22 protein-coding genes are annotated in these 21619 nt (G+C 74.8%); 12 read left to right on the forward strand and 10 right to left on the reverse strand.

Annotated features, from left to right (window positions below; all coding sequences use genetic code 11):
- Positions 1 to 102 precede the first annotated feature (102 nt).
- The 3 genes from ACH499_RS26360 to ACH499_RS26370 all read left to right on the forward strand — a co-directional run bounded on the left by ACH499_RS26360 (position 103) and on the right by ACH499_RS26370 (position 2316).
- Entirely contained in the window at positions 103 to 1026 is a 924-nt protein-coding gene (locus ACH499_RS26360; protein ID WP_399018931.1) for a LysR family transcriptional regulator, read from the forward strand.
- Between the two features lie 95 nt (positions 1027 to 1121).
- Positions 1122 to 1517: a DUF302 domain-containing protein gene (locus ACH499_RS26365; protein ID WP_399018758.1), complete on the forward strand. Its 396-nt coding sequence runs from the start codon at positions 1122 to 1124 to the stop codon at positions 1515 to 1517.
- A gap of 73 nt (positions 1518 to 1590) precedes the next feature.
- Entirely contained in the window at positions 1591 to 2316 is a 726-nt protein-coding gene (locus ACH499_RS26370) for a class I SAM-dependent methyltransferase (RefSeq protein ID WP_356201405.1), read from the forward strand.
- 141 nt (positions 2317 to 2457) lie between these two features.
- Here the strand turns inward: ACH499_RS26370 and ACH499_RS26375 are convergent, their stop codons facing one another.
- From ACH499_RS26375 to ACH499_RS26390, 4 genes are all read right to left on the reverse strand, one after another.
- On the reverse strand, positions 2458 to 3042 hold the full coding sequence (locus tag ACH499_RS26375) for a hypothetical protein (RefSeq protein WP_356201403.1): 585 nt from the start codon (positions 3040 to 3042) through the stop codon (positions 2458 to 2460).
- Positions 3043 to 3215: 173 nt separating this feature from the next.
- Positions 3216 to 3995, reverse strand: a complete 780-nt coding sequence (locus tag ACH499_RS26380; protein ID WP_399018761.1) for a ferredoxin reductase — start codon at positions 3993 to 3995, stop codon at positions 3216 to 3218.
- Positions 3988 to 4593: a sulfite oxidase-like oxidoreductase gene (locus ACH499_RS26385; RefSeq protein WP_356201402.1), complete on the reverse strand. Its 606-nt coding sequence runs from the start codon at positions 4591 to 4593 to the stop codon at positions 3988 to 3990. Before ACH499_RS26385 ends, ACH499_RS26380 begins: the two co-directional genes overlap by 8 nt.
- A 92-nt stretch (positions 4594 to 4685) precedes the next feature.
- Positions 4686 to 5168 carry a MarR family winged helix-turn-helix transcriptional regulator gene (locus ACH499_RS26390; protein ID WP_399018933.1) on the reverse strand — a complete coding sequence of 161 codons (483 nt, stop codon included), beginning with the start codon at positions 5166 to 5168 and terminating at the stop codon, positions 4686 to 4688.
- An 87-nt stretch (positions 5169 to 5255) separates the two neighbouring features.
- Here ACH499_RS26390 and ACH499_RS26395 point away from each other — a divergent pair, with 87 nt between their 5' ends.
- Both ACH499_RS26395 and ACH499_RS26400 read left to right on the forward strand, forming a co-directional pair.
- Complete coding sequence (locus ACH499_RS26395; protein ID WP_399018762.1) at positions 5256 to 6353, forward strand: hypothetical protein; 1098 nt, start codon at positions 5256 to 5258, stop codon at positions 6351 to 6353.
- A 173-nt stretch (positions 6354 to 6526) separates the two neighbouring features.
- Positions 6527 to 7342 carry a putative protein N(5)-glutamine methyltransferase gene (locus ACH499_RS26400; RefSeq protein ID WP_399018764.1) on the forward strand — a complete coding sequence of 272 codons (816 nt, stop codon included), beginning with the start codon at positions 6527 to 6529 and terminating at the stop codon, positions 7340 to 7342.
- Positions 7343 to 7357: 15 nt separating this feature from the next.
- On the opposite strand, the gene ACH499_RS26405 is transcribed toward ACH499_RS26400, so the two are convergent.
- On the reverse strand, positions 7358 to 9436 hold the full coding sequence (locus ACH499_RS26405) for a SpoIIE family protein phosphatase (protein ID WP_356201397.1): 2079 nt from the start codon (positions 9434 to 9436) through the stop codon (positions 7358 to 7360).
- 333 nt (positions 9437 to 9769) lie between these two features.
- Between ACH499_RS26405 and ACH499_RS26410 the strand changes: the two genes are divergently transcribed.
- The 3 genes from ACH499_RS26410 (at position 9770) to ACH499_RS26420 (ending at position 12860) form a co-directional block, all read left to right on the forward strand.
- Positions 9770 to 10141: a hypothetical protein gene (locus ACH499_RS26410; protein ID WP_356201396.1), complete on the forward strand. Its 372-nt coding sequence runs from the start codon at positions 9770 to 9772 to the stop codon at positions 10139 to 10141.
- Between the two features lie 110 nt (positions 10142 to 10251).
- Entirely contained in the window at positions 10252 to 12267 is a 2016-nt protein-coding gene (locus ACH499_RS26415) for an FAD-dependent oxidoreductase (protein WP_399018767.1), read from the forward strand.
- A gap of 41 nt (positions 12268 to 12308) precedes the next feature.
- Positions 12309 to 12860, forward strand: a complete 552-nt coding sequence (locus ACH499_RS26420; protein ID WP_356201393.1) for a PadR family transcriptional regulator — start codon at positions 12309 to 12311, stop codon at positions 12858 to 12860.
- Positions 12861 to 12878: 18 nt separating this feature from the next.
- Here ACH499_RS26420 and ACH499_RS26425 read toward each other — a convergent pair whose 3' ends face one another.
- A complete protein-coding gene (locus tag ACH499_RS26425; RefSeq protein WP_399018769.1) occupies positions 12879 to 13436 on the reverse strand; it encodes a hypothetical protein in 558 nt (185 codons plus the stop codon).
- A 136-nt stretch (positions 13437 to 13572) separates the two neighbouring features.
- A complete protein-coding gene (locus ACH499_RS26430) occupies positions 13573 to 14568 on the reverse strand; it encodes a fibronectin type III domain-containing protein (protein ID WP_399018771.1) in 996 nt (331 codons plus the stop codon).
- 419 nt (positions 14569 to 14987) lie between these two features.
- On the opposite strand from ACH499_RS26430, the gene ACH499_RS26435 reads away from it, so the two are divergent.
- The gene (locus tag ACH499_RS26435; RefSeq protein WP_356201387.1) at positions 14988 to 15836 is read left to right on the forward strand and encodes a glycoside hydrolase family 75 protein; all 849 of its coding nucleotides are present in this window, start codon (positions 14988 to 14990) and stop codon (positions 15834 to 15836) included.
- A gap of 89 nt (positions 15837 to 15925) precedes the next feature.
- Here ACH499_RS26435 and ACH499_RS26440 read toward each other — a convergent pair whose 3' ends face one another.
- The 3 genes from ACH499_RS26440 to dhaK are packed head-to-tail and all read right to left on the reverse strand — an operon-like array spanning position 15926 to position 17971.
- Positions 15926 to 16336 (reverse strand): PTS fructose transporter subunit IIA, encoded by a 411-nt coding sequence (locus ACH499_RS26440; protein ID WP_356201386.1) that lies wholly within the window; start codon positions 16334 to 16336, stop codon positions 15926 to 15928.
- A complete protein-coding gene (gene dhaL, locus ACH499_RS26445) occupies positions 16329 to 16928 on the reverse strand; it encodes a dihydroxyacetone kinase subunit DhaL (RefSeq protein WP_356201384.1) in 600 nt (199 codons plus the stop codon). Before dhaL ends, ACH499_RS26440 begins: the two co-directional genes overlap by 8 nt.
- Before the next feature lie 50 nt (positions 16929 to 16978).
- Entirely contained in the window at positions 16979 to 17971 is a 993-nt protein-coding gene (dhaK, locus tag ACH499_RS26450; RefSeq protein ID WP_399018774.1) for a dihydroxyacetone kinase subunit DhaK, read from the reverse strand.
- Between the two features lie 403 nt (positions 17972 to 18374).
- On the opposite strand from dhaK, the gene ACH499_RS26455 reads away from it, so the two are divergent.
- The 3 genes from ACH499_RS26455 to ACH499_RS26465 all read left to right on the forward strand — a co-directional run bounded on the left by ACH499_RS26455 (position 18375) and on the right by ACH499_RS26465 (position 21618).
- A complete protein-coding gene (locus tag ACH499_RS26455; protein ID WP_399018775.1) occupies positions 18375 to 18986 on the forward strand; it encodes a DinB family protein in 612 nt (203 codons plus the stop codon).
- Complete coding sequence (locus ACH499_RS26460) at positions 18983 to 19906, forward strand: aminoglycoside phosphotransferase family protein (RefSeq protein ID WP_399018777.1); 924 nt, start codon at positions 18983 to 18985, stop codon at positions 19904 to 19906. Before ACH499_RS26455 ends, ACH499_RS26460 begins: the two co-directional genes overlap by 4 nt.
- A 320-nt stretch (positions 19907 to 20226) precedes the next feature.
- Positions 20227 to 21618 carry a PP2C family protein-serine/threonine phosphatase gene (locus tag ACH499_RS26465; RefSeq protein ID WP_399018779.1) on the forward strand — a complete coding sequence of 464 codons (1392 nt, stop codon included), beginning with the start codon at positions 20227 to 20229 and terminating at the stop codon, positions 21616 to 21618.
- Position 21619: the final 1 nt, after the last annotated feature.

Consider the following 21619-nt stretch of genomic DNA (forward strand, 5'->3'; position numbering starts at 1 on the left):
ATCCTCGACGAGGACCAACAGGCAAGTCAATCCTCGGGCTTGCTTGGAAAGCCCCCAGTCACAGCTTGGGTCACACCCCGGGCTACCGTGGTGCGCGTGCCGATGACCCTCGACGACCTGCGCGTGTTCGTGGCGGTCTGCCGGGCGGGAAGCCTGAGCGCCGTCGCCCGCGAGCTGTCCTGCACCCAGTCCGCGGTGAGCCAGCACATCAAGCGGCTGGAACGGACGACCGGGGTCCGGCTGCTGGAACGCAGGGCCCGCGGTGTGGTGCCCACCCCGGAGGGCCTGGTGCTCCAGGACGCGGCGCAGGAGGGGATCACCGGGCTGGACCTGGCCCTGCGCCGGCTCGGCGAACTCGCGCGCGGCGAAGCCGGATCGGTCCGCGTGACGACGGGCGCGACGACGGTGCGGCACTTCATGTCCGAGGCGGTCGTCGACTTCCGGGCACGGCACCCCCGGGCCAGCCTGGAGTTCCGGACGGAGACCGCCACGCGCGGCTGCTTCGACGCGCTCGCGGCGGGCGCGGTCGACCTGGCCTGGGTGACCGTCGGTCCTCCGGTCCCGGGCATCGAGCAGAGCACGGTCGTGGAACTGCCGTGGGTGCTGGCGGTACGGGCCGACGATCCGCTGGCCCCGCGGACGCGGGTGACGGCCGCCGACCTGGTCGGCGTCCCGCTCATCCGGCTCCCGGCCAACTCCTCCTCCCGCGCCCACCTGGAGACCGCCCTGGCACGTCTGGGTGTCCGCCCGACGTCCGACACCGGCGTCGCCGACTGGGACACGGCGATCCTGCTGGCCGGGCTCGGTGTCGGACGCGCCGTCGTGCCCGCTCTGCCCGGACAGGTCTCCGCGCAAGCGCAGGACGGTCCGTTGCGGTTCCTTCCGCTGCCGGACCTGCCGCCGCTCCCGGTCGGATGGGCGGTCCGCCGTGGGGACGCGCTGACCCCGCTCTCCCGCACCTTCGCGGACATGGTCCGGCGGCACTGCCGGGCTGCCCGCGAGGCGACCGACGGGCCCGGGTGCTGACCGGGGCGCACGCCCGGGCGAGCGCATCCCCTGCGGTGGGCAACCCGGCGGGGTATCAAGGAACGAGGTCCTCCGCACCGAAGGAGCAGCGCCCCGTGCCCTACGACCGCACCGTCCGCCTGTCCACCACCGACTTCGCCGCCGCCGTCGCCGCGGTCCGCCGGGCCCTGGCCGACCAGGGATTCGGTGTCCTCACCGAGATCGACGTGAGGGCCACCCTGAAGACCAAACTCGGCCACGACATGGAGGACTACCTGATCCTCGGCGCCTGCAACCCGTCCCTGGCCCACCGCGCGCTGGAAGCGGACCGCTCCATCGGCCTGCTCCTGCCGTGCAACGTCGTCGTCCGCCCCGAGGGCGACCACATGCTCGTCCAGGCCCTCGACCCGGGCACCATGGTCACCCTCACCGGCCTCGACGCCCTCGGGCCCGTCGCCGAGGAGGCCACCGCCCGACTGGACGCCGCGCTGAACGCCCTGTCCGTCACCTGACCCGCCGGCGGGGGGCCGGGCACGGCGACCGGCAGCGGTGGGCCGGAGCGGGGAAGGCCACTAGGCTGGCGGGATGTTCAGCCCCGAGGGCCCCAGCCTGCGCGAACTCGCCGTCCAGGCGCTGTCGTCGGTCGAGCGCGGCTACGACCTGCTCGCCCCCAAGTTCGACCACACCCCGTACCGCACGCCGGACCGGGTGCTGGACGCCGTGGCCTCGGTGCTGGAGCCGATGGGGCCGTTCGGCGCCGGACTCGACCTGTGCTGCGGCACCGGCGCGGGCGTGCGCGTCCTGGCGAGGGTGTGCCGGGAGCGGGTCACGGGGGCCGACTTCAGCGCGGGGATGCTCGCGGTCGCCCGCGAGCGCCCCGTCCCCGCGGGGCCGGCGGTCTCCTGGGTGCGCGCGGACGCCCGCGCCCTGCCGTTCGGGCCCGCCTTCGACCTCGTGGTGAGCTTCGGGGCGTTCGGCCACTTCCTGCCGCGCGAACTGCCGGGCCTGTTCGCCCAGGTGCGCTCCGTGCTGCGGCCCGGCGGCCGCTTCGCCTTCCCCGTCGGCGCCCCGCCGCGCCCGGGCTCCAGGGCGTACTGGGCCCTGCTGGGCTTCGACGCGGCGATGCGCGTGCGCAACGCGCTGTGGCGGCCGCCGTTCGTCATGTACTACCGGACGTTCCGTCTCGGCGACGTGGGCCGCGAGCTGGCCCGCGCCGGCTTCCGCGTGGAACTGCACCCCCTGCCCGGGTTCGGGGACCGCCCCGACGGCAGCCCCCGCGCCCGTCTGGTCGTGGCCCGGCGCCTGCCGTGAGCGGGGCCGCGAAGTCCTCGGGCTCGGCCGACTCGCCGCGGTAGGTGGGCAGTTCGTCGAGCGGAGGGTCGAACAGGCCATCGGGAACCGCCTACGCGGGGGACCGGGCCTGCCGTCCGGGTCAGTGCGGTGATCACGCCATCACGCCCGGCGGTGGGTCCACTGCGGTTCCGTGCGTTCCCAGTCGCGTTCCCATTCGGCCATGCGGTGCCGCAGTGCCGTCCGGCGCACGGCGCAGTGCGCGGCGAGGACCGTGCAGGCGGCGCCCAGCGACGTGCAGGCGCCGACCGTGACCGTGTTCTGCCAGATCGCGGTGTCACCGGCCGGCGGCGGCACGCTCCGGCCCCGGTCGTCGAGCCACAGGTCGATCACCTGGCCGGTCCGGGTGCCGGCGGGCACGAGGGCCGAGGTGGTCCGTGCCTCCCCGCCCGGCGGCGTCCAGCGCACCGTCACCCGGTACGCGTGCTGCCCGCCGCCTTCGACCGACGGCACCGCCTCGGCGGCCCGGGAGACCACCGTGGCGTGGACGCGGTGGCGGTCGGCCCGCTGCTGGGCGACGGTCGCCCGCGCCTGGCCCTCGGCCCACGAGGCCGACATCGCCCCCAGCAGCGGGGCGCCGACGAACAGGAGCACGGCGACGACCAGCAGCGTCCACGCCTCCACGAGATCCGACCGGCGCCGCAGCGGATTGCGCCGCCAGCGCCAGCCGCGCACCCGGGTTCGCATGTCGACCTCCTCGCGATCACCGCGACCGGGGGCGGCGGGCGGCCCGTGAGCGGGCGGGGCCGCCCTCGTCTCCGCGTCGCGTCACGCGTGCGAGTGCCCGCACAGACCTGGGTACCCCGTCCCACGGACCTGCTCACCGGATCGCGGGGCGGGCTCCCGAGGTGCCGTGCGGGTCAGCCGAAGCGCTCGATCCGGATGCGGTCCACCGGCTGTCCCCCCGCCACCAGCAGCCGCGAGGCGTGCTCCGCGAACGCGTTCGAGCCGCACACGTACGCCTCCCAGCCCCCGGCGGGCGGGTCGGCGAGCAGCGGCGCCAGGTGGGCGGCCGACAGCCGTCCCACCGGCGTTCCGTCCGGGGCGCTCCGGGTGAACACGGGTGTCGTCTCCGCGCCGAACTCCCGCGCGTAGATCAGGTCCTCCGGGCTGCGCGCCGACACCAGCAGCCGCAGCGGCACCGACAGGCCCCGCGCCCGGTGGTGGCGCACCATCGACATCAGCGGCACCACCCCGGAGCCGGCGCCGAGCAGCAGCGCGGGCCGGTCGCCCGGCCAGGCGAAGAACCCGCTCAGCGGCCCGCGCACCTCGATCCGGTCCCCGGGCCGGGCCACCTCGTGGAACCAGCCGGACACCTCGCCGCCCTCGGCGTGGTCGAGGGTCAGCTCGATGTGCCCCGAGCCGTCGGGCGCGGACGCCAGCGAGTAGTGGCGCTGGGCCGCGTACCCGTCGGGCGCGGTCAGCCGCAGCATCAGGTGCTGGCCGGGCAGGTGGCCGGCCCAGCCGGGCACCGCCAGCCGGAAGGTGGCCGCGCGGGGCGTCTCCCGGCGGATCTCCGTGAGCGTGGCCGTCTGCCACCGTCCCGCCACGCGGCCGCTCACCTCGATGCGTCCGGGCACCGCGAACGGCGTCGGGGGAGTGAAGGTGCGGGCACCGTGTGTCGTCGCCGTCTCAGTCACCGGAGTACCGCTGCTCCTCCCAGGGGTTGCCGCGCGCGTGGTAGCCGTTCTGCTCCCAGAAGCCCGGCTCGTCGTGGTCGAGCAGCTCCAGGCCCGCGATCCACTTGACGCTCTTCCAGAAGTACAGGTGCGGCACCACCAGCCGCGCCGGGCCGCCGTGCTCGGGGCTCAGCGGCCGCCCGTCGTACTCCCTGACGATCCAGGCGCGCCCGCCGGTCAGGTCCGCCAGCGGCAGGTTGGCGGTGTAGCCGGTGTGCGCGTAGGCGACGGCGTGCGTGGCGGACGGCAGCGGGCCGGCCGCGTCCAGGAACGCGTCCAGGGACACGCCGGCGAACCGGACCCCGAACTTCGACCAGCCGGTGACGCAGTGGATGTCGCCCGTGTACGCCGACGCGGGCAGCCGGTCCAGGTCGGCGGCGTTCCAGGTGCGGGGCTCGGCCACCAGTCCGCCGACGCGGAAGGACCAGTCGCCGGGGGCCAGGTCGGGGGTGACCTCGGCGGACAGGACGGGCCAGTCGTCGCCCGCGTCGTACTGGCCGGGCGGCAGCCCCGGCCGGGCGGCGCGCGGGCGCCCGGTGAAGCCTCGGGTGGTGTTCATGCGGTCGGGCCTTTCGGACCGGCGGGGCGGGCGGCCCGCGCCGGCGTGATCGGTGCGTACGCGGTCCACCGTACGTGTCCGCGAGGGGCCGCTCAGTCCCGGTCCGCGCCGGGGCCGGCCTGCGGCCACGCGTTGTACCGCTCCAGATACGCGGCGAAGCGGATCAGGTCCTCCTCGGGCCAGTGCGCGAGGCGTTCCCGGAACGCCGCGCGGCGGCTCTCCGTGACCTGCGCGAGGATGCGCCGCCCGGCGTCCGTCAGATGCAGCACCTGGACCCGGTGGTCCTCCGGGTCGACGCGCCGCTCCACCAGGCCGGCGCGCTCCAGGGCGGCCACCTGGCGGCTGACGGTGGACTTGTCCAGCGCGTAGTGGGCGGCCAGGTCGGTGGCCCGGCAGCCGTCCCGCTCCTCCAGGTGCCCCAGCAGCGTGTACGACACCAGCGACAGCTCCGGGTGCATCCGTCCCGCGGAGGCGCGGGCGCGGCGCGCGAAGGCCGTCATCTCCCGCTGGATGGTCTCCACGGCCGCGTCCGCCGCCTGGCGGGCACCGGGGGTGACAGTCGTCTCTTCGGGCATCTCGGCCGCCGTCACGGATCCTCCCTCTCTTGGTTGTATAGTACAACTTGATAGAGAGTTGTATAAGCCAACCATCGGAGTGGGCCGATGAGGTCGCACGCCCTGCGCCACGTCCTCACGCACCTGATCACTCCGCTGTTGATGTGCGTCGGCATGGGGCTCGCGTACATGGGGGCCTTCGTCACCCCCGAGCCGAACCACCTGCCGGTCGCCGTCGTCGGATCCGGTCCCGAGGCCAAGGTGCTCGCCCAGACGGTCAAGGACGCGGGCGGCGACGCGCTCGACGTCCGGACCGTCCCCACCCGCGCCGAGGCCGTCGACCTGCTCCGGCACCGCGACATCACCGGGGCCTACGTGCCCGGCGGCGAGGACCCCGAGGTCGTCGTGGCCACCGCCGCCTCCGACATGGGCGCCCTGGCCGCCGAGAAGGTCTTCACCCCCCTCGCCGAGGACCGGGGGGTCCCGTTGAAGGTGACCGACGTCGCCACACCCGTCGACGACGACCCCACCGGGCAGGGCCTGTTCTTCCTGCTGATCGCCGTCAGCATCGGCTCCTACGCCTCCGTGGCCGCGCTCGGCGCCGCCGGGGCGGCGCTGCCCATGCGGATCCGCGCCCTGCTGACGCTCGGCGTCTCGGCCGTCGTCAGCGGCATCGGCGCCCTGCTCGCCGGGCCCGTGTTCCACCTCGCGCACCACGACCTCGCCGGACTGTGGGGCATGGCCTGGCTCTACGCGGCCGGCATCCTCTTCCTCGGCGTCGGCCTGCACACCTTCCTCAAGCGCTGGACCACCCTCGCCATGATGGTGCTGTTCGTGATGCTCAACTTCACGAGCTCCGGCGGCCTGTTCCGTCCCGAGCTGCAGAGCGGCTTCTTCGGCACCCTGCACGCCTTCTGGAACGGCGCCGGCTTCGTCGAGGGCGCCCGCAGCCTGCTCTACTTCGGCGGCGACGGCCTCGGCCGCAACCTCTGGACGCTGGCCGCCTGGCTGCTGCTCGGTCTCGCGGTGACGGGCGCCGCCGCCCTGCGCGAGCGGTCCACCGGGCCCGTCTCCGCCCCGGCGCGGCCCGCGGGGCCGAAGGGGGCGAACGCCGGACGGGACGCCGTGACGGAGGCGGAGGAAAGGGCCGGGAAGGAAGCGGAGACGGAGGCGGAGGAAGAGGCCGAGGAGAGCGTCGGCGTCTGATCGTCTGGGGTAGGGTGGCCCACGGCCGCGGACCGTCCCGGCCGCCGGACATCCGGGAGGTGAGACCCATTACCGCTGTGTCGGCCCGGGTGCTCTCCCCTCTCGGCAGTGCGGTCACCGGCGACAGGTGACCCGGAGAGCGCCCTTCGGTTCTCGAAAGGCTCTCGGCCTCCATGCCTCCACTGTCCCCCGCCTCCCCCTTCGGCTCCGCACGCCCGTCCCGCGAGTCCGTCGTGACCGCGCTCCGCGCCGCCGGCTGCGTCTTCGCCGAGGACGAGGCGGAGCTGCTCCTCGCCGCGGCGCGCACCCCCGCGGAACTCACCTCCCTGGTCGGCCGCCGCGTGGCCGGCCTGCCCCTCGAACTCGTCCTCGGCTGGGCCGAGTTCCGCGGCCTGCGCATCGCCGTGACCCCCGGGGTCTTCGTCCCCCGCCGCCGTACCGAGTTCCTCGTGGAGCAGGCCCTCGCCCACGCGCCGGACGCCTCCGTCGTGGTCGACCTGTGCTGCGGCTCGGGCGCCGTCGGCGCCGCCCTGGCCGCGGCCCTCGGCCGGCCCGAGGTGCACGCCGCCGACGTCGACCCGGTCGCCGTGCGCTGCGCCCGGGGCAACCTCGCCGCCGCCGGCGGCCGGGTGTACACCGGCGACCTGTTCGAGGCGCTGCCCACCGCCCTGCGCGGCCGGATCGGCATACTCGCCGCCAACGTGCCCTACGTCCCCAGCGGCGAGGTCCCGCTGCTGCCCGCCGAGGCCCGCGACCACGAGCCGCTGGCCGCCCTCGACGGCGGCGCCGACGGCCTCGACGTGCTCCGCAGGGTCGCCGCCGAGGCCCCCGGCTGGCTCGCGCCCGGCGGCTGCCTGCTGGTCGAGACCGGCGAGCGCCAGGCCGCCGCGGCCGTCGACGCCTTCACCCGCAGCGGCCTGACGGCCCGTCTCGCGGTCAGCGAGGAGCTGTACGCCCACGTGGTGATCGGGAGCAGACCGACCGCGTGAGGGCGCGGCCCCCGTCTACTCCGGTGGCGTGGCCCGGGCGATCAGCAGGGCCACGTCGTCGGAGTTCTGCGGCTCGTGCAGCGTGCGCAGCAGCAGGTCGCAGATCTCCTCCAGGGGCCGCTCAGGGCCCTCGAGCAGCGCCAGGAGCGTGGACAGCCGCTCGTCGATCGCGTGCTGCCGCGTCTCCACCAGGCCGTCGGTGTACAGCACCAGAAGGTCGCCCGGTTCCAGGTCGACGGCGGTGGTGGAGAACGGGACACCGCCGACCCCGAGCGGCACCCCGGTGGGCAGGTCCAGCAGCTCGGGCGGGCGGCCGGCGCGTACCCGTACCGGCGGCAGATGCCCGGCGTTGGCGATGCGGCACTGCCTGGCGTGCGGATCGTGCACGGCGTAGACGCAGGTGGCGATGGCCTGGTCCAGGCCGGCCGCGGTCCGGTCGAGGTGTTCGAGCAGCACCGCCGGATCCAGGTCCAGCGAGGCCAGCGTGTTGGTCGCGGTGCGCAGCCGCCCCATGGACGCCGCCGCCGTGATGCCGCTGCCCATCACGTCCCCGACGACCAGCGCGGTCTTGCCGCCCTCCAGCTCGATCACGTCGAACCAGTCGCCGCCGACCTCGCTGGTGGCCTCGGCCGGCTGGTATCGGGACGCGACCTCCAGGCCGCCCGTCACCGGAGGGTGGCTCGGCAGCATGCTGCGCTGGAGAGTGAGCGCGGCGTCGCGGGCGTTCTGGTACCAGCGGGCGTTGTCGATCTGGAGCGCCGCGCGCGCGGCCAGCTCACGCGCCAGCAGCAGGTCGTCCTCGCCGAACGGCAGCGGATTGCGGATCCGCTTCAGATCCAGGGCGCCGAGCACCTCGCCGCGGGCGATCAGCGGCACGGCCAGGTACGAGTGCACACCGGCCCGACGCAGCATCGCGGCGGCCTCCGGCGAGCGGGCTATGCGGGTCAGGTCCTCGTCCGTCACCCGCGCCACCATCACGGCCTCGCCCGTGCGGACGCACTCGGTGACCAGGCGGTCCGGTCCGTACCGGGCGACCTGGCCGGGCGGGTCGGCCGCCTCCAGTGCCTCGGGGGCGGCCTCCGCCTGGACCGCGAGGGCCCGGATCACCGCCGGTTCGGCCGGGCCGAGGGTGCTGCGCCGGCCCTTGACGACGGACTCCAGGAGATCGACGGCCGCGACGTCGGCGAGGTCCGGCACGGCCACGTCGGCCAGCTCGTGCGCGGTGCGCTCCAGCTCCAGCGTCGTGCCGATGCGCGCGGAGGCGTCGGCGACGGCGGCCAGCCGGCGCCGCGCGGTCTCCGCCGCCACGCCCGCGCGGTACTGCTCGGTGATGTCCACGATCGACACGGCCACGCCGAGCACGGAACCGAAGGAGTCCTCCAGCCGGTACAGCGAGACCGACCAGGCGTGGTCCTCGTCCGGGTCCGCGGGGGTCCGCCCGATCGCGGGCACGTCGATGACCGGCCGTCCGGTCTCCAGGACCCGCAACGCCTGCCCCTCCATGCCTTCGTGGTCCGCCTCCGGCAGCACCTCGCGCACCGTGCGGCCGATGTGGTCCTCGGCGGGCAGGCCGTTCATCCGCTCCAGCGCGGGGTTGACCGAGACGTAGCGCAGACCGGTGTCCAGGACGGCGAGCCCGATGGGGGACTGGTTGATCACCCGTGACGACAGCGCCACGTCGCGCTCCAGCCGGAGCACGGTGGACCGGTCGGCGGCGAGCCCCAGCGCGTAGACGTCGCCCCGGTCGTCGAGCAGCCGCATGTTGCGGAACTCCACCAGCCGCGTGTCGCCGTTCTTGCAGCGGACCGGAAAGGCGCCGGCCCAGCTCTGGCCGGTCCTCATGACGTCGGTGAACAGCTTCACGACCAGGTCGACGTTCTCGTCGTGCACCATGATCCGGGCGGCGCGCTCGCCCAGCGCCTCCTCGGCGGAATAGCCGAACAGCTCCTCGGCCTGGGGGCTCCACAGCACGATCCGCCCGTCGGAGTCCAGCACCACCGAGGCCACGTTGAGCACGTCCAGCAGCCCGCTGGGACGCACCGGCCCGCGTGGCGGCTCGGCGCCCTCGAACCCGGCCGACCCGGCTGCACTCATCCCACGCCCCGCCTTCGCCGCTGCGCGCGGCACGTCTCCCGATGCCGACTCCTGTTCTACCGCGTTCCACCGTGCACAGGGCCGTTTCCCGCTGGCCCCGGACGGCTCCCTCCAGCATCTCCCCGCACCGCGCCGCGCGCCGCACGGGACGGCCCGACTCCGGTCCGCCGACGACCGTCGGCTCTCGTCGGTGGTTCAACCGGCCCTCGCCGGTCCGTGCCGGTAGTGCTCCGCCCGAGGTGGTGCTTTTCTAGGGGTACGCGGCATTCGCGGGGCGGCCACGCCGTGGCACGGCCCGCGGAACGCAGCGCTGCCAGGAGAGGAGCGATCACGATGGCCGGTGAGCGACTGCACCCGGAGTCCGTCTCGGTGGAGCTGAGCGCTTGCAGCAAGGAGGACGCCCGGACCGTGTTCGACGCCCTGTGCGCGTGCTTCTCCTCCGACCGGCACGCGGGCGACGTGACCCGGGAGTACGACGAGGTGCGCCCGACCGTGTGGCTCGGCACCTTCGACGTGGCCGACGCCCGGGGCGGCGAGTGCGGGCCCGCCCGGCTCGCGCGGTCCGTGGAGGCCGACGTGCAGGGCGGCTACTGGGCGATCGAGCGGTTCCGCAACACCCTCGACTCCCTGTTCACGGTGCAGGACCTGAGCATGGCCTCCGGAGACCAGGAACGGGAGCTGCACGTGCGGCTGGAGAGCCGCTGAGACGGGCCCACCGGGCCCTCCCTGTGTGCGACGCCACCTTATGCAACTAGTTGCAAAAGATGGTGGTCGTCCTCTAGAACTGAGGCACGACACCGCGCACGGAGGGCCCGATGAGCCGTTACCCCCACCTGCTGAGCCCGCTGGACCTGGGCTTCACCACCCTGCCCAACCGGGTCCTGATGGGCTCCATGCACGTGGGCCTGGAGGAGGCCGAGCGCGGCTTCGAGCGCATGGCCGCCTTCTACGCGGCCCGCGCCCGCGGGGGAGTGGGCCTGATCGTCACCGGCGGCATCGCCCCCAACGACGAGGGCCGCCCCTACCCGGGAGGTGCCCGCCTCACCACCGGGGCGGAGGCCGAGCGCCACCGCACGGTCACCGACGCCGTGCACCGCGAGGGCGGCCGGATCGCGATGCAGATCCTGCACTTCGGCCGCTACGCCTACCATCCCGACCTGGTCGCCCCGAGCCCGCTCCAGGCGCCGATCAGCCCCCACGTGCCCCGCGAGCTGACCGGCGCCGAGGTCGAGCGCACCATCGACGACTACGCCCGCACCGCCCGCCTCGCCCGCGAGGCCGGCTACGACGGCGTCGAGATCATGGGCTCCGAGGGCTACCTGATCAACGAGTTCATCGCCGCGCACACCAACCGGCGCACCGACCGCTGGGGCGGCTCCTACGAGAACCGCATGCGCTTCCCCGTCGAGATCGTCCGCCGCGTGCGCGAGGCGGTCGGCGAGGACTTCATCGTCATCTACCGCCTGTCCATGCTCGACCTGGTCCCCGGCGGCTCCACCCTCGACGAGGTCGTCACCCTCGCCAAGGCCGTCGAGGCCGCCGGTGCCACGATCATCAACACCGGCATCGGCTGGCACGAGGCCCGCATCCCGACCATCGCCACCTCCGTGCCGCGCGGCGCCTACACCTGGGTCACCGGGCGGCTGATGGGCGAGGTCTCCGTGCCGCTGGTCGCCACCAACCGCATCAACACCCCCGACCTGGCCGAGCGGTTGCTCGCCGAGGGCACCGCGGACATGGTGTCGATGGCCCGCCCGATGCTCGCCGACCCCGACTTCGTCGCCAAGGCCGAGGCGGGCCGGCCCGAGGCCATCAACACCTGCATCGGCTGCAACCAGGCCTGCCTGGACCACACGTTCAGCGGGCAGATCACCTCCTGCCTGGTCAACCCGCGCGCCTGCCACGAGACCGAACTGGTCCTCTCCCCGACCCGGCTGCGCAAGCGCGTCGCCGTCGTCGGCGCCGGTCCCGCCGGACTGGCCTGTGCCGTCGGCGCGGCCGAACGCGGCCACGAGGTCACCCTGTTCGACGCGGCGGACGAGATCGGCGGCCAGCTCAACGTGGCCCGGAAGGTCCCCGGCAAGCAGGAGTTCGACGAGACGCTGCGCTACTTCCGTACGCAACTGGAGGCGCACGGCGTCGACGTACGGCTCGGCACCCGCGTCGGCGCGGACGACCTCGCCGGCCACGACGAGGTCGTGGTCGCCACCGGCGTCACCCCCCGCACCCCGGACATCCCCGGCGTCGACCACCCGAGCGTCCTCGGCTACCTGGACGTCCTGCGCGACGGCGCCCCCGTCGGCGACCGCGTCGCCGTCCTCGGCGCGGGCGGCATCGGCTTCGACGTCGCCGAGTTCCTCACCGACGGCGGTGACAAGGCGCACGAGGATCCCGGGACGTACTTCCGCCTCTGGGGCGTCGACACCGACTACCGCGCGCCCGGCGGCCTCGCCGCGCCCGAGCGCCCCGCACCGCCGCGCACCGTCCACCTGCTCCAGCGCAAGACCACGAAGGTCGGCGCCGGCCTCGGCAGGACCACCGGCTGGATCCACCGCACCGAGCTGAAGCACCGCGGCGTCACCATGGTCCCCGGCGTGCGCTACGACCGGATCGACGACGCCGGCCTGCACATCACCGTGGGCGACGAGTCCACCGTCCTGGAGGTCGACACGATCGTCCTGTGCACCGGTCAGGAGCCGCGCCGCGACCTGTACGACGAGCTGGTCGCCGCCGGCCGCAGCGTCCACCTCATCGGCGGCGCCGACGTGGCCGCCGAACTGGACGCCAAGCGCGCCGTCAAGCAGGGCACCGAGCTGGCGGCGACGCTGTAGGAGACCTGGGGCGGGGCCCGGGCCGTCCCTAGGATGAGCCCATGTCTCTCCCGCACGCGATCCTCACCGCCCTGGTCGAAAAGCCGTCGTCCGGGCTGGAGCTGACCCGCCGGTTCGACAAGTCGATCGGCTACTTCTGGTCGGCGACGCACCAGCAGATCTACCGCGAGCTGGGAAAACTGGAGGCGCAGGGGCTGATCCGCGCACTGCCCGCGGAGCAGCCCGCCCGGGGGCAGAAGAAGAGCTACGAGGTCCTGCCCGCGGGCCGCGACGAACTCGCCCGCTGGGCCGCGACGGCACAGGACCCGCGGCCCCTGCGGGACACGATGCTGCTGCGCCTGCGCGCCGCCGCCGTGGTCGGCACCACCGGGATCGAGGACGACCTGCGGCGCCATCTGGAGCTGCACGAGCGGCAGTTGGCCACGTACGAGGAGATCGAGGAGCGGGACTTCCCGCCGGAGAAGGACAGCACCGAGGACCGGCTGCGCCACTTGGTGCTGCGGGCCGGCATCGACCTGGAGACCTTCTGGACCCAGTGGCTCAGGCACGCGCTGGACGAGTTCGCCGAGCTGCCCGGTGACGGGAGGACCTGACGGCGCGGCCCGGCGCGCTCAGAACCGGTACGGCTTCGAACGCCGGCGCAGGCACCAGGCCGCGGCGATGACGCCCGCCCCGACCAGCGCGCCGCCCGTCACGAGGGTGGCGGTGCCGTAGTCCTGGACGGCCCCGCCGACCCCGCCCAGCACCCCGCGCGGCGACGCGGAGGGCGAGGGGGAGGCGGAGCGGCCGGGGGACGCCGAGGGGGAGGGCGCCGAGGAGACGATGACGGTCTGGGTTCCGGCGGTGCTGTTGTTCGAGCACATGACGACGACCGTGTACGTGCCCGGGGAGATGCCCGACCATGCGGCGGACTGGCCCGCGGCGGTCCCCGACAGCGCGACCTGGCGTCCCTCGGCGAAGCTGCCCTGACTGGCGGTGAGCAGCGAGGCCGTGCCCCAACTGCCGTTGAGCTGGGCGCAGGCCGTGGTCGTGACCGACACCGTCGTCCCGGTGGTGCTCACGGAGATCCCCGGGCCCGCGGCGGCCGGCCCCGCGGCCAGGGCGACGGGCAGTGCCGCGGCGGCTGCCACGATCGGGCCGGAGCGGAGAAGTGGCGATGAGATGCGCATGTGGACTGCCCTCCGGCGGCACGGTTGGCGGACATCCCTCGCGCCGCCGACATCGGATCGCCCGTGCCCCCTCCAAGGCAGCCAACAGGGCGGCGGCGGGGCCCGCATGCCGAGTGCGACCGGCCAGGTGACGCCCTCAGCGGCCCGCCCCGCCGGTCGTCACCGTCCGTTCCGCCGAGAAGCCGCCCCAGGTGCCGTCGGGCAGCTTGGCCCGCACCCGCACGCGGTGCGTGACACCGGCCTCCCGGCCCGCGTAGAAGCTGTACTCGGCCCGTTCGCGGGGCGCGTCGCCGCCGTACACGAGCGAGGTGGCCTTCGCGCCGTCCAGGTGGATCTCGTACTCGACGACCACACCGTCCGTGCGCGGCGGGACCCAGTCGAGATCGATGTGGAACGCCCCGTCGGCGCGGTGGGTCCGTGCGCGCAGGGCGGTGGGAGCGGAGGCCCGGCCGTCGTCGGAGCCCGGCGTGGTGAGGCGGACGGCGCCACTGGCGGGGGAGAGGTTGTCGGCGGCGTCGCGCGCCCGGACGGTGAAGGAGTAACGGGTGCCGGGGCGCAGACCGGTCACGACGGCGGCCGTCTGGGTGCCGCCGACACTGTGGATCTTGGTGTCTCCCTGGTAGACGTCGTACGAGACGACGCCCCGGTCGTCCTCGGCGGCGGTCCAGGTGAGCTGGACGGCCCGGCTGCCCGCGGCCCGGCCCCGGGCGTTCGCCGGGGGCGTCGGGGCCGAGCGGTCGGCGGCCGCGGCGGCCGGGGTCGTGGCGCGGACCTTCTCGCTGTCCGGGCCGCGCCGCCCGTCGGCGTCGCGCGCCCGCACCGTGAACACGTAGGCCGTCGAGGGGGTCAGGCGGGTCACGTCCACCATGCGGTGGGCGGCGGGGACCTCCTTCACCCTGGTGGTGCCGCGGTAGACCTCGTAGACCTCGGCGCCCTCGACGGCGTTCCACATCACGTGCACGCTCGTCGCGCTGCCGGCCTCGGCGGTGACGCCCGTCGGCGTCCCGGGCGGACGGCCGCCGCCGTCGCCGCCCGTGCCCCAGCCGCAGGACGCGACCAGGGTGACGGCGCCGCAGAGCAGGGCGACGCGGCGCGGGACGTGGTGGCGGGTGGAAGAGGGAACGCCTCGCACGGTGCTGCCTCCGGGCGGCCAGACGGCAATGGTCCGGACCAATATGCCGTCGTGACGCGATCACATCAAGAGGGGGCCGTCAGGGTTGCGGGCGGGGGCGGTCCGAGCGGGGGCGGAGGAGCGGCCGGGGGGTGGCCGTTCCCGATCACCCGTACGGGTTACGTATGCTGAGTCCCCTCGCGGCCGAAGTCCCCTGACGCTCAGGGGAGTTGCGGCCCCAGGCGCGGACTGCTGTCGTCGCTGCCGCCGCGCCGGCGCGGGCGGCCGGGCGGGCCGGATCCGGTGCAGGGCACGGCCCGCCCGGCCCCGGTCGCACGCCCGGGCATGCGCCGTCTGGCCGTGTCCTGGTGGTCCTCGCGGGCAATTCGGGGACAGATGGGCCCGAATGTCCGTCCCCGCCCCCCAGGAGAGGCCACCACGTGCGTGTCCAGTCGCTGACACTGGCCGCGGCCAGCGCCGCCCTGCTCGCCCCCGCGACGTTCCTCACCGCCCCGTCGCCGCGTCCGGTCCTGCTCGCCCAGGCCCGGCCCGCGCCCGAGGCCGTGCGCTCCCCGGCCCGCCCGCTGCCCGTCATCGGCCCCCGGCTCACCGACCGGGTCGCGCGGGACGCCGGTGCCCGCGCCCGGCTCCGGCCCGAGGCCGACGCCCCGGACGAGGACCGGAAGGCGGAGAGCGACACCGGGGGAGCCGTCAGCGCCGCCGACCTGCTGGCCAGGACCCGGGACTGCGAACCCGTGTCGCACGGCCGCTACCGCAGCGACGCCGGGACACCGGCCCGCATCCCCGTCTGCGGCACCCGCGACGCCGTGTTCTGGAAGGCCGACCTGGACGTCGACTGCGACGGCCGGCCCGGCGAGCGCTGCAACTCCCGCACCGACCCGCACTTCACGGCCGCCACGGCGTACACGCAGTCCGACGGCGGCCCCCTGGACGCGGAGAAGCTGCCCTACGTCGTCGTGCCGCAGCCCAGCGGCGTCTGGGACCACCGGGAGGACGGCGTGCACGGCGGATCGGTCGTGGCCGTCGTCCACGGGGACCGGGTCGGATACGCCGTCGTCGGCGACGTCGGCCCCCGCGACATCATCGGCGAGGCGTCCTACGCCGCCGCCGAGTCGGTCGGCGTCCCCGCCGACCCGGTCAGCGGCGGGGCCGCGTCCGGGGTGACGTACATCGTGTTCAAGGACAGCGGGACCGGTCCCGTCGAGGACGCGGCCGCCACCGAGCGCACCGGGGAGAAGCTGGCCCGGGACTTCGTCGACGGCGACTGAGCGGACCGGCCCCGGCCCCCGGCCCCGGATCCCGTGCCGCGGCGGACGGAGACGGGCGCCGCCCGGCACACCGCCCGCCCGGTGGCCGGCTACGCCTTCCGGTACGAGTACGCCTCCGCCGCCGCCGCCTCCACCGCGTCGAGATCGGCCCCCGTCGCGGCCGTGACGACGGCGGCCACCGCGCCCTCGAGGAACGGGGCGTCGACCAGGCGGGTGGCCTCCGGCAGCTCGTCACCCTCCGCCAGCAGGGCCTTGACGGTGAGCACCGCGCTTCCCAGATCGGTGAGCACGGCGACCCCCGCGCCCCGGTCCACCGACGCGGCGGCCGCGGAGACCAGCTCCGAGCTGGTGCCGAACCCGCCGCCAGCGGTGCCGCCCGCGGCCGCGACGGGCACCGCCACCCCACCGCCCGACAGCGCCTTCGCCAGCTCGGCCACCGACGCCGCCACCTCGGCGCTGTGCGACACCAGCACGATCCCGACCAGCCGCTCGTCACTCACCGGACGCCTCCTGAAGTCCCTCGATCAGCAGTGCGGACGAGGTGGCACCGGGATCCTGGTGCCCGATGCTGCGCTCGCCCAGATAACTCGCCCTGCCCTTGCGGGCCAGCAACGGCGTGGTCGCCTCCGCACCCGCCAGCGCGGCGGCGCGGGCCGCGGCGAAGGACTCGTCCAGGGCGTCCACGGCCGGCACCAGGGCATCGATCATCGTCTTGTCGCCGGGCGCCGCGCCGCCGAGCGTGCGCACCGCGTCCACCCCCGTCCGCAACGCCTCCGCGAGCTGCTCCCGGCTCACCTCGGCGGCGTCCCCGAGCGCCTTGCCGGTCCGGCGCAGCAACGTCCCGTACAGCGGTCCGGAGGCGCCGCCGACGGACGAGATGAGCTGCCGTCCGGCGAGCGTCAGGATCGCCGAGGGCGTGCCGGGCGCCTCCTTCTCCAGCGTGGCCACCACGGCCGTGAACCCGCGCTGGAGATTGCTGCCGTGGTCGGCGTCCCCGATCGGCGAGTCGAGAGCGGTGAGCCGCTCCGCGTCGCGGTCGACCAACGCGGCGGTCGCCGTCATCCAACGGCGGAAGAAGTCGGCGTCGAGCACTGGATCTCCTTGCCTGGTAGGTATGTCGACGATCCCTTCCCCGTCCGTGCTCAGATGCCCCACCTCAGGCCGGGCGTGCTCACGGGCGCGTCCCACAGCCCGAGCAGCTCCTCGTCGACCTCGCACAGCGTGACCGAGGCGCCCGCCATGTCGAGGGAGGTCACGTAGTTGCCGACGAGGGTGCGGGCGACGGCCACGCCGCGCTCGGACAGGACGCGCTGGACCTCGGCGTTGAAGCCGTACAGCTCCAGCAGGGGCGTCGCGCCCATGCCGTTGACGAGGACCAGGACGGGACCGCGGGGACCGCGGTCGGTCAGCACCGCGTCCACGGCGGCCTCGGCGATCTCGCCCGCGGTCATCATCGCCCGCCGCTCCCGGCCCGGCTCGCCGTGGATGCCGATGCCGAGCTCCAGCTCACCGGCGGGCAGGTCGAAGGTGGGGCTGCCCTTGGCGGGCGTGGTGGAGGCGCTGAGGGCGATGCCGAAGCTGCGGGAGTTCTCGTTGACCCGCCGTGCGACGGCCTCCACCTGCTCCAGCGGACGGCCCTCCTCGGCGGCGGCGCCCGCGATCTTCTCCACGAAGAGCGTGGCGCCCGTTCCGCGCCGCCCGGCCGTGTAGAGGCTGTCCGTCACCGCCACGTCGTCGTTGACCAGCACCTTGGCGACCTGGATGCCCTCGTCCTCGGCCAGCTCGGCGGCCATGTCGAAGTTCAGGACGTCGCCCGTGTAGTTCTTGACGACGAACAGCACCCCGGCGCCGCTGTCCACGGCCGCCGCGGCCCGCACCATCTGGTCCGGCACCGGCGAGGTGAACACCTCGCCCGGGCAGGCGGCCGACAGCATCCCCCGCCCCACGAACCCGCCGTGCAGCGGTTCGTGCCCCGACCCGCCGCCGGACACCAGGGCGACCTTCCCGGCCACGGGCGCGTCCCGCCGCACGATCACCCGGTTCTCGACATCCACGATCAGCTCGGGATGGGCGGCGGCCATCCCCCGCAGGGCGTCCGCCACCACGGTCTCGGGGACGTTTATGAGCATCTTCACGGGTACCTCCTGGGAAGCCTGACGGATGGGTCTTCGACCTGCGTTTGTGCTGCTCAGAGTAGGTATGGGCGGGTCTTGGCCCGGGCGGTCAGCGGTGACCCGGGGCGGGCGGCGGCGGAGTCGGTGCCGACTCGGTGACTCTCTCGGCAGTATCGGCCCTGTGGCGGCGAAGGTCACGTGCGGGGACGTCCCAGGCGTGACGCGGGCCCGGGGCGGGGGCCGCCGGCCTCGGCCCCGCCCGGGCGCTCGCCACCGCCGGCCACCGGCCCCGGGTCACCCTTCCGGCGGAGCCCGGACCCGTCCCGCCCGACGTCCCCGTCGGCGCCGGAGCGGACGGAGGGGCGGGTGGAGCCGTACGGAAACTCGCTTCACCTTTGCACGGTTGCCGTGCGACAGTCGGCCGGTGGTCACCGCCCCGAACGCATCAGCCCCGCGGCACCGAGTCGACCTGCTGCGCTGGCAGTTCGACCTGACCTGGTCGCTGTTCGAATATCACCTCGAACGACTCGGCCCCGACGACTTCCTGTGGGAGCCCGCCGCGCTGTGCTGGACGGTGCGCCGGTCCGAGGACGGGGCATGGGTGCCGGACTGGGCCGAGACCGAACCCGACCCCGTCCCCGTACCGACCATCGGCTGGCTGAGCTGGCACATCGGCTGGTGGTGGAGTGTGGCCGCCGACCACGTCCACGGCAGGGCGCCCCGGGAGCGGGGCGACATCACCTGGCCGGGCGCGGGCCGGCCGGCCGTCGAGTGGCTGCGGCGTCTGCGTGCGGACTGGCTGGAGGCCCTCGACCGTCTCACCGACGACGAGCTGGAACCGAGCGCCCCGTTCCCCTGGCAGGACGACCCCCGGCACACCGTCGCGCACATGCTCGCCTGGGTGAACGCCGAACTGATGAAGAACGCCGCGGAGATCGGCCAGCTCCGTCTCCAGCGGGCCGCCGGCCGCCCGGCGGCGGTCACGGGCCGAGGTGCGGCGGGCGAGGCGGCCCAGGCCGGCGGGTACGGGGAATGAGCGGGGAGGGAGTGGTCGAGGTCCCGCGGTCGCTGGCAGCGTCGTACGCCAGGAGCTTCGGCGAGGCGGGGAGGGTGTGGATCGCGGGGCTGCCGGCTCTCGCCGCGGAACTCCTGGACCGCTGGGAGCTGCAACGGGACGGCGCCGCCGGGGCCGGACAGGCGTCGCTGGTTCTGCCGGTGCTGCGCCGGGACGGTACGCGCGCGGTCCTCGGACTGCAGATCCCCCGCGAGCAGACCACCGCCGCGCTCATCGGGCTGCGCACCTGGAACGGCGAGGGAACGGTGCGCCTGCTCGACCACGATCCCGGCACCGGCGCCATGCTCCTGGAGCGGCTGGACGCCACGCGCACGCTGACCTCGATCGAGGACGACGACGTCGCGCTCGGCATCCTCGCCGGACTCCAGGCCCGTCTGGTCCGCGTGCCCGCGCCGCCGGGGCTGCGCGGCCTCGGCGACATCGCCACCAGGATGCTGGAGGAGGTCCCCCGGGCGGCCGGGGCGCTGGCCGACCCGGCGGACCGGCGGCTCCTGCGCGACTGGGCGTCGGCGGTGGCCGAACTGGCCGGCGAGCCCGGAGACCGGATGCTGCACTGGGACCTGCACTACGACAACGTCCTCGCCGCCGAGCGTGAGCCGTGGCTCGCCATCGACCCCGAACCGCTCGCCGGCGATCCCGGCTTCGACCTCTGGCCCGCGCTGGACAGCAGATGGGACGACGTCGTCGTGAAGGGCGGCGCACCGCGCGTGGTGCGCCGCCGCTTCGACCTGCTCACCGAGGTCCTCGGCCTGGACCGCGCCCGCGCGACCGGCTGGACCCTCGGACGGCTGCTGCAGAACGCCCTGTGGGACATCGCCGACGGCGAGACCACGCTCGACCCGGCCTCCGTCACGATCTCCGAGGCACTGCGCAACCGGTGACCGGCCCGCCGCGCCCTCGACTCACCCGCGGGCGGCGCTGCTTGCAGGGATGTGCGGCAGGCCGCCCCCCGCCCCGCTCCTCGCCCTGGGGCGCTCCGGGACACACCGCGCGGCGCCCGGGGCAGGCCGCGGGCCGGGCACCGGACGTGTTACGCCGAGTGGCTGTCCGTGAACGGCGTGCGGCCCACCGCCGGGCGATGGTGGGGGACGTGGTGCACGAGCCGGGGCCTGGCCACGGCGGCGCGCCGCCCGTGGGCGCGCAGACGGACGTCCGGAGCGGACGGCGACACGGCGGACGGCGGACAGCGAAGGCAGGGGCGATGGCGGACGACCGGCAGGAGCCGCGCGGGGGCGACGCCCCGCAGGGCCCGGGCACCCCGCCGGAGGTGGAGCCGTACATGTCGCTGCTCGACCTGCCGCTCACCTCCGACCTGAACCGCATCGGCGAACAGCTCCACGCCCTCGCCCGTGCCCAGAGCACGCTCCAGGAACTGCTCCAGGCGGTCGTGAACATCACCGGCGAGCTGGAACTGCCGATGGTGCTGCGCCGCATCGTCCGCACCGCCATGGACCTGGTCGGCGCCCGCTACGGCGCCATGGGGGTGCTCGACGAGGAGGGAAGGTACCTGGAGGAGTTCATCCCCCTCGGGCTCGGCGCGCGGGAGCTGGCCGACCTGGAGGGCGTGGAACTGCCCCGCGGGAGGGGCCTGCTCGGACATCTGATCCACCACCCCGAGCCCTTGCGGGTCAAGGACATCGCGCGCCACCCGGAATCGGCGGGCTTCCCGCCCGGCCACCCGCCCATGCGCAGCCTGCTCGGGGTGGCCATCAGCGTGCGCGGACGGATCTACGGCAACCTCTACCTCTCCGAACGCAAGGACGGCCGGCCCTTCGACCGGCACGACGAGGGGGTCATCCGGGCACTCGCCGGCACCGCCGGGGTGGCGATCGAGAACGCCCGCCTCTACCAGCAGGTCCGCAACAGCGCCGAGCAGTTCCAGCGGCTGCTGCTGCCCCGCCTGCCCGACCTGCGGCCCTTCACCGCAGGGGCGGCCTACCGCCCGGCGAGCGCCCCGGCGGCCGTCGGCGGCGACTGGTACGACGCCATGCTGCTCCCCGACGGAGCCTGCGCCGCGGTCATCGGTGACGTCGTGGGGCACGACCTGCGGGCCGCGGCGGACATGGCCCAGATCCGCAACATGCTGCGCGCCCTGTACTTCGACCGCAACGCCCCGCCCAGCTCCTCCCTCGCCCGGCTGGACCGCATCATGGACGCCGCCCTGGAGCAGGCACCCATCGCCACCGCCCTCCTGGCCCGTCTGGAACCCGTCGAAGGGGCCTGGCGACTGCGCTGGTCCAGCGCGGGACACCCGCCCCCGCTCCTGCTGCTGCCCGACGGACGGGTGCACTACCTGGAGACGGATCCCGGAGTCCCGCTGGGCGTGGCGGCCGGCCTGAACCGCCCCGACCACTGCCAGGCGGTACCGGTGGACAGCACCGTCATCCTCTACACCGACGGCCTGGTGGAGGACCCCGGCCGGCCGCTGGACCGGGGACTGGACGCCCTGGCCGTCACCGCTTCCCGGTACGCCGGGCATCCACCGGAGGAACTGTGCCGGGCACTGGCCGACCACCGGCCCGGCGACGGCCACGACGACAAGGCGGTCCTCGCCCTGCGCACCCCTCCCCTCACGGGCTACGCCCGCTCCTGAC

It is taken from the genome of Streptomyces sp. NPDC018947, assembly GCF_044390505.1.
GTDB lineage: Bacteria > Actinomycetota > Actinomycetes > Streptomycetales > Streptomycetaceae > Streptomyces.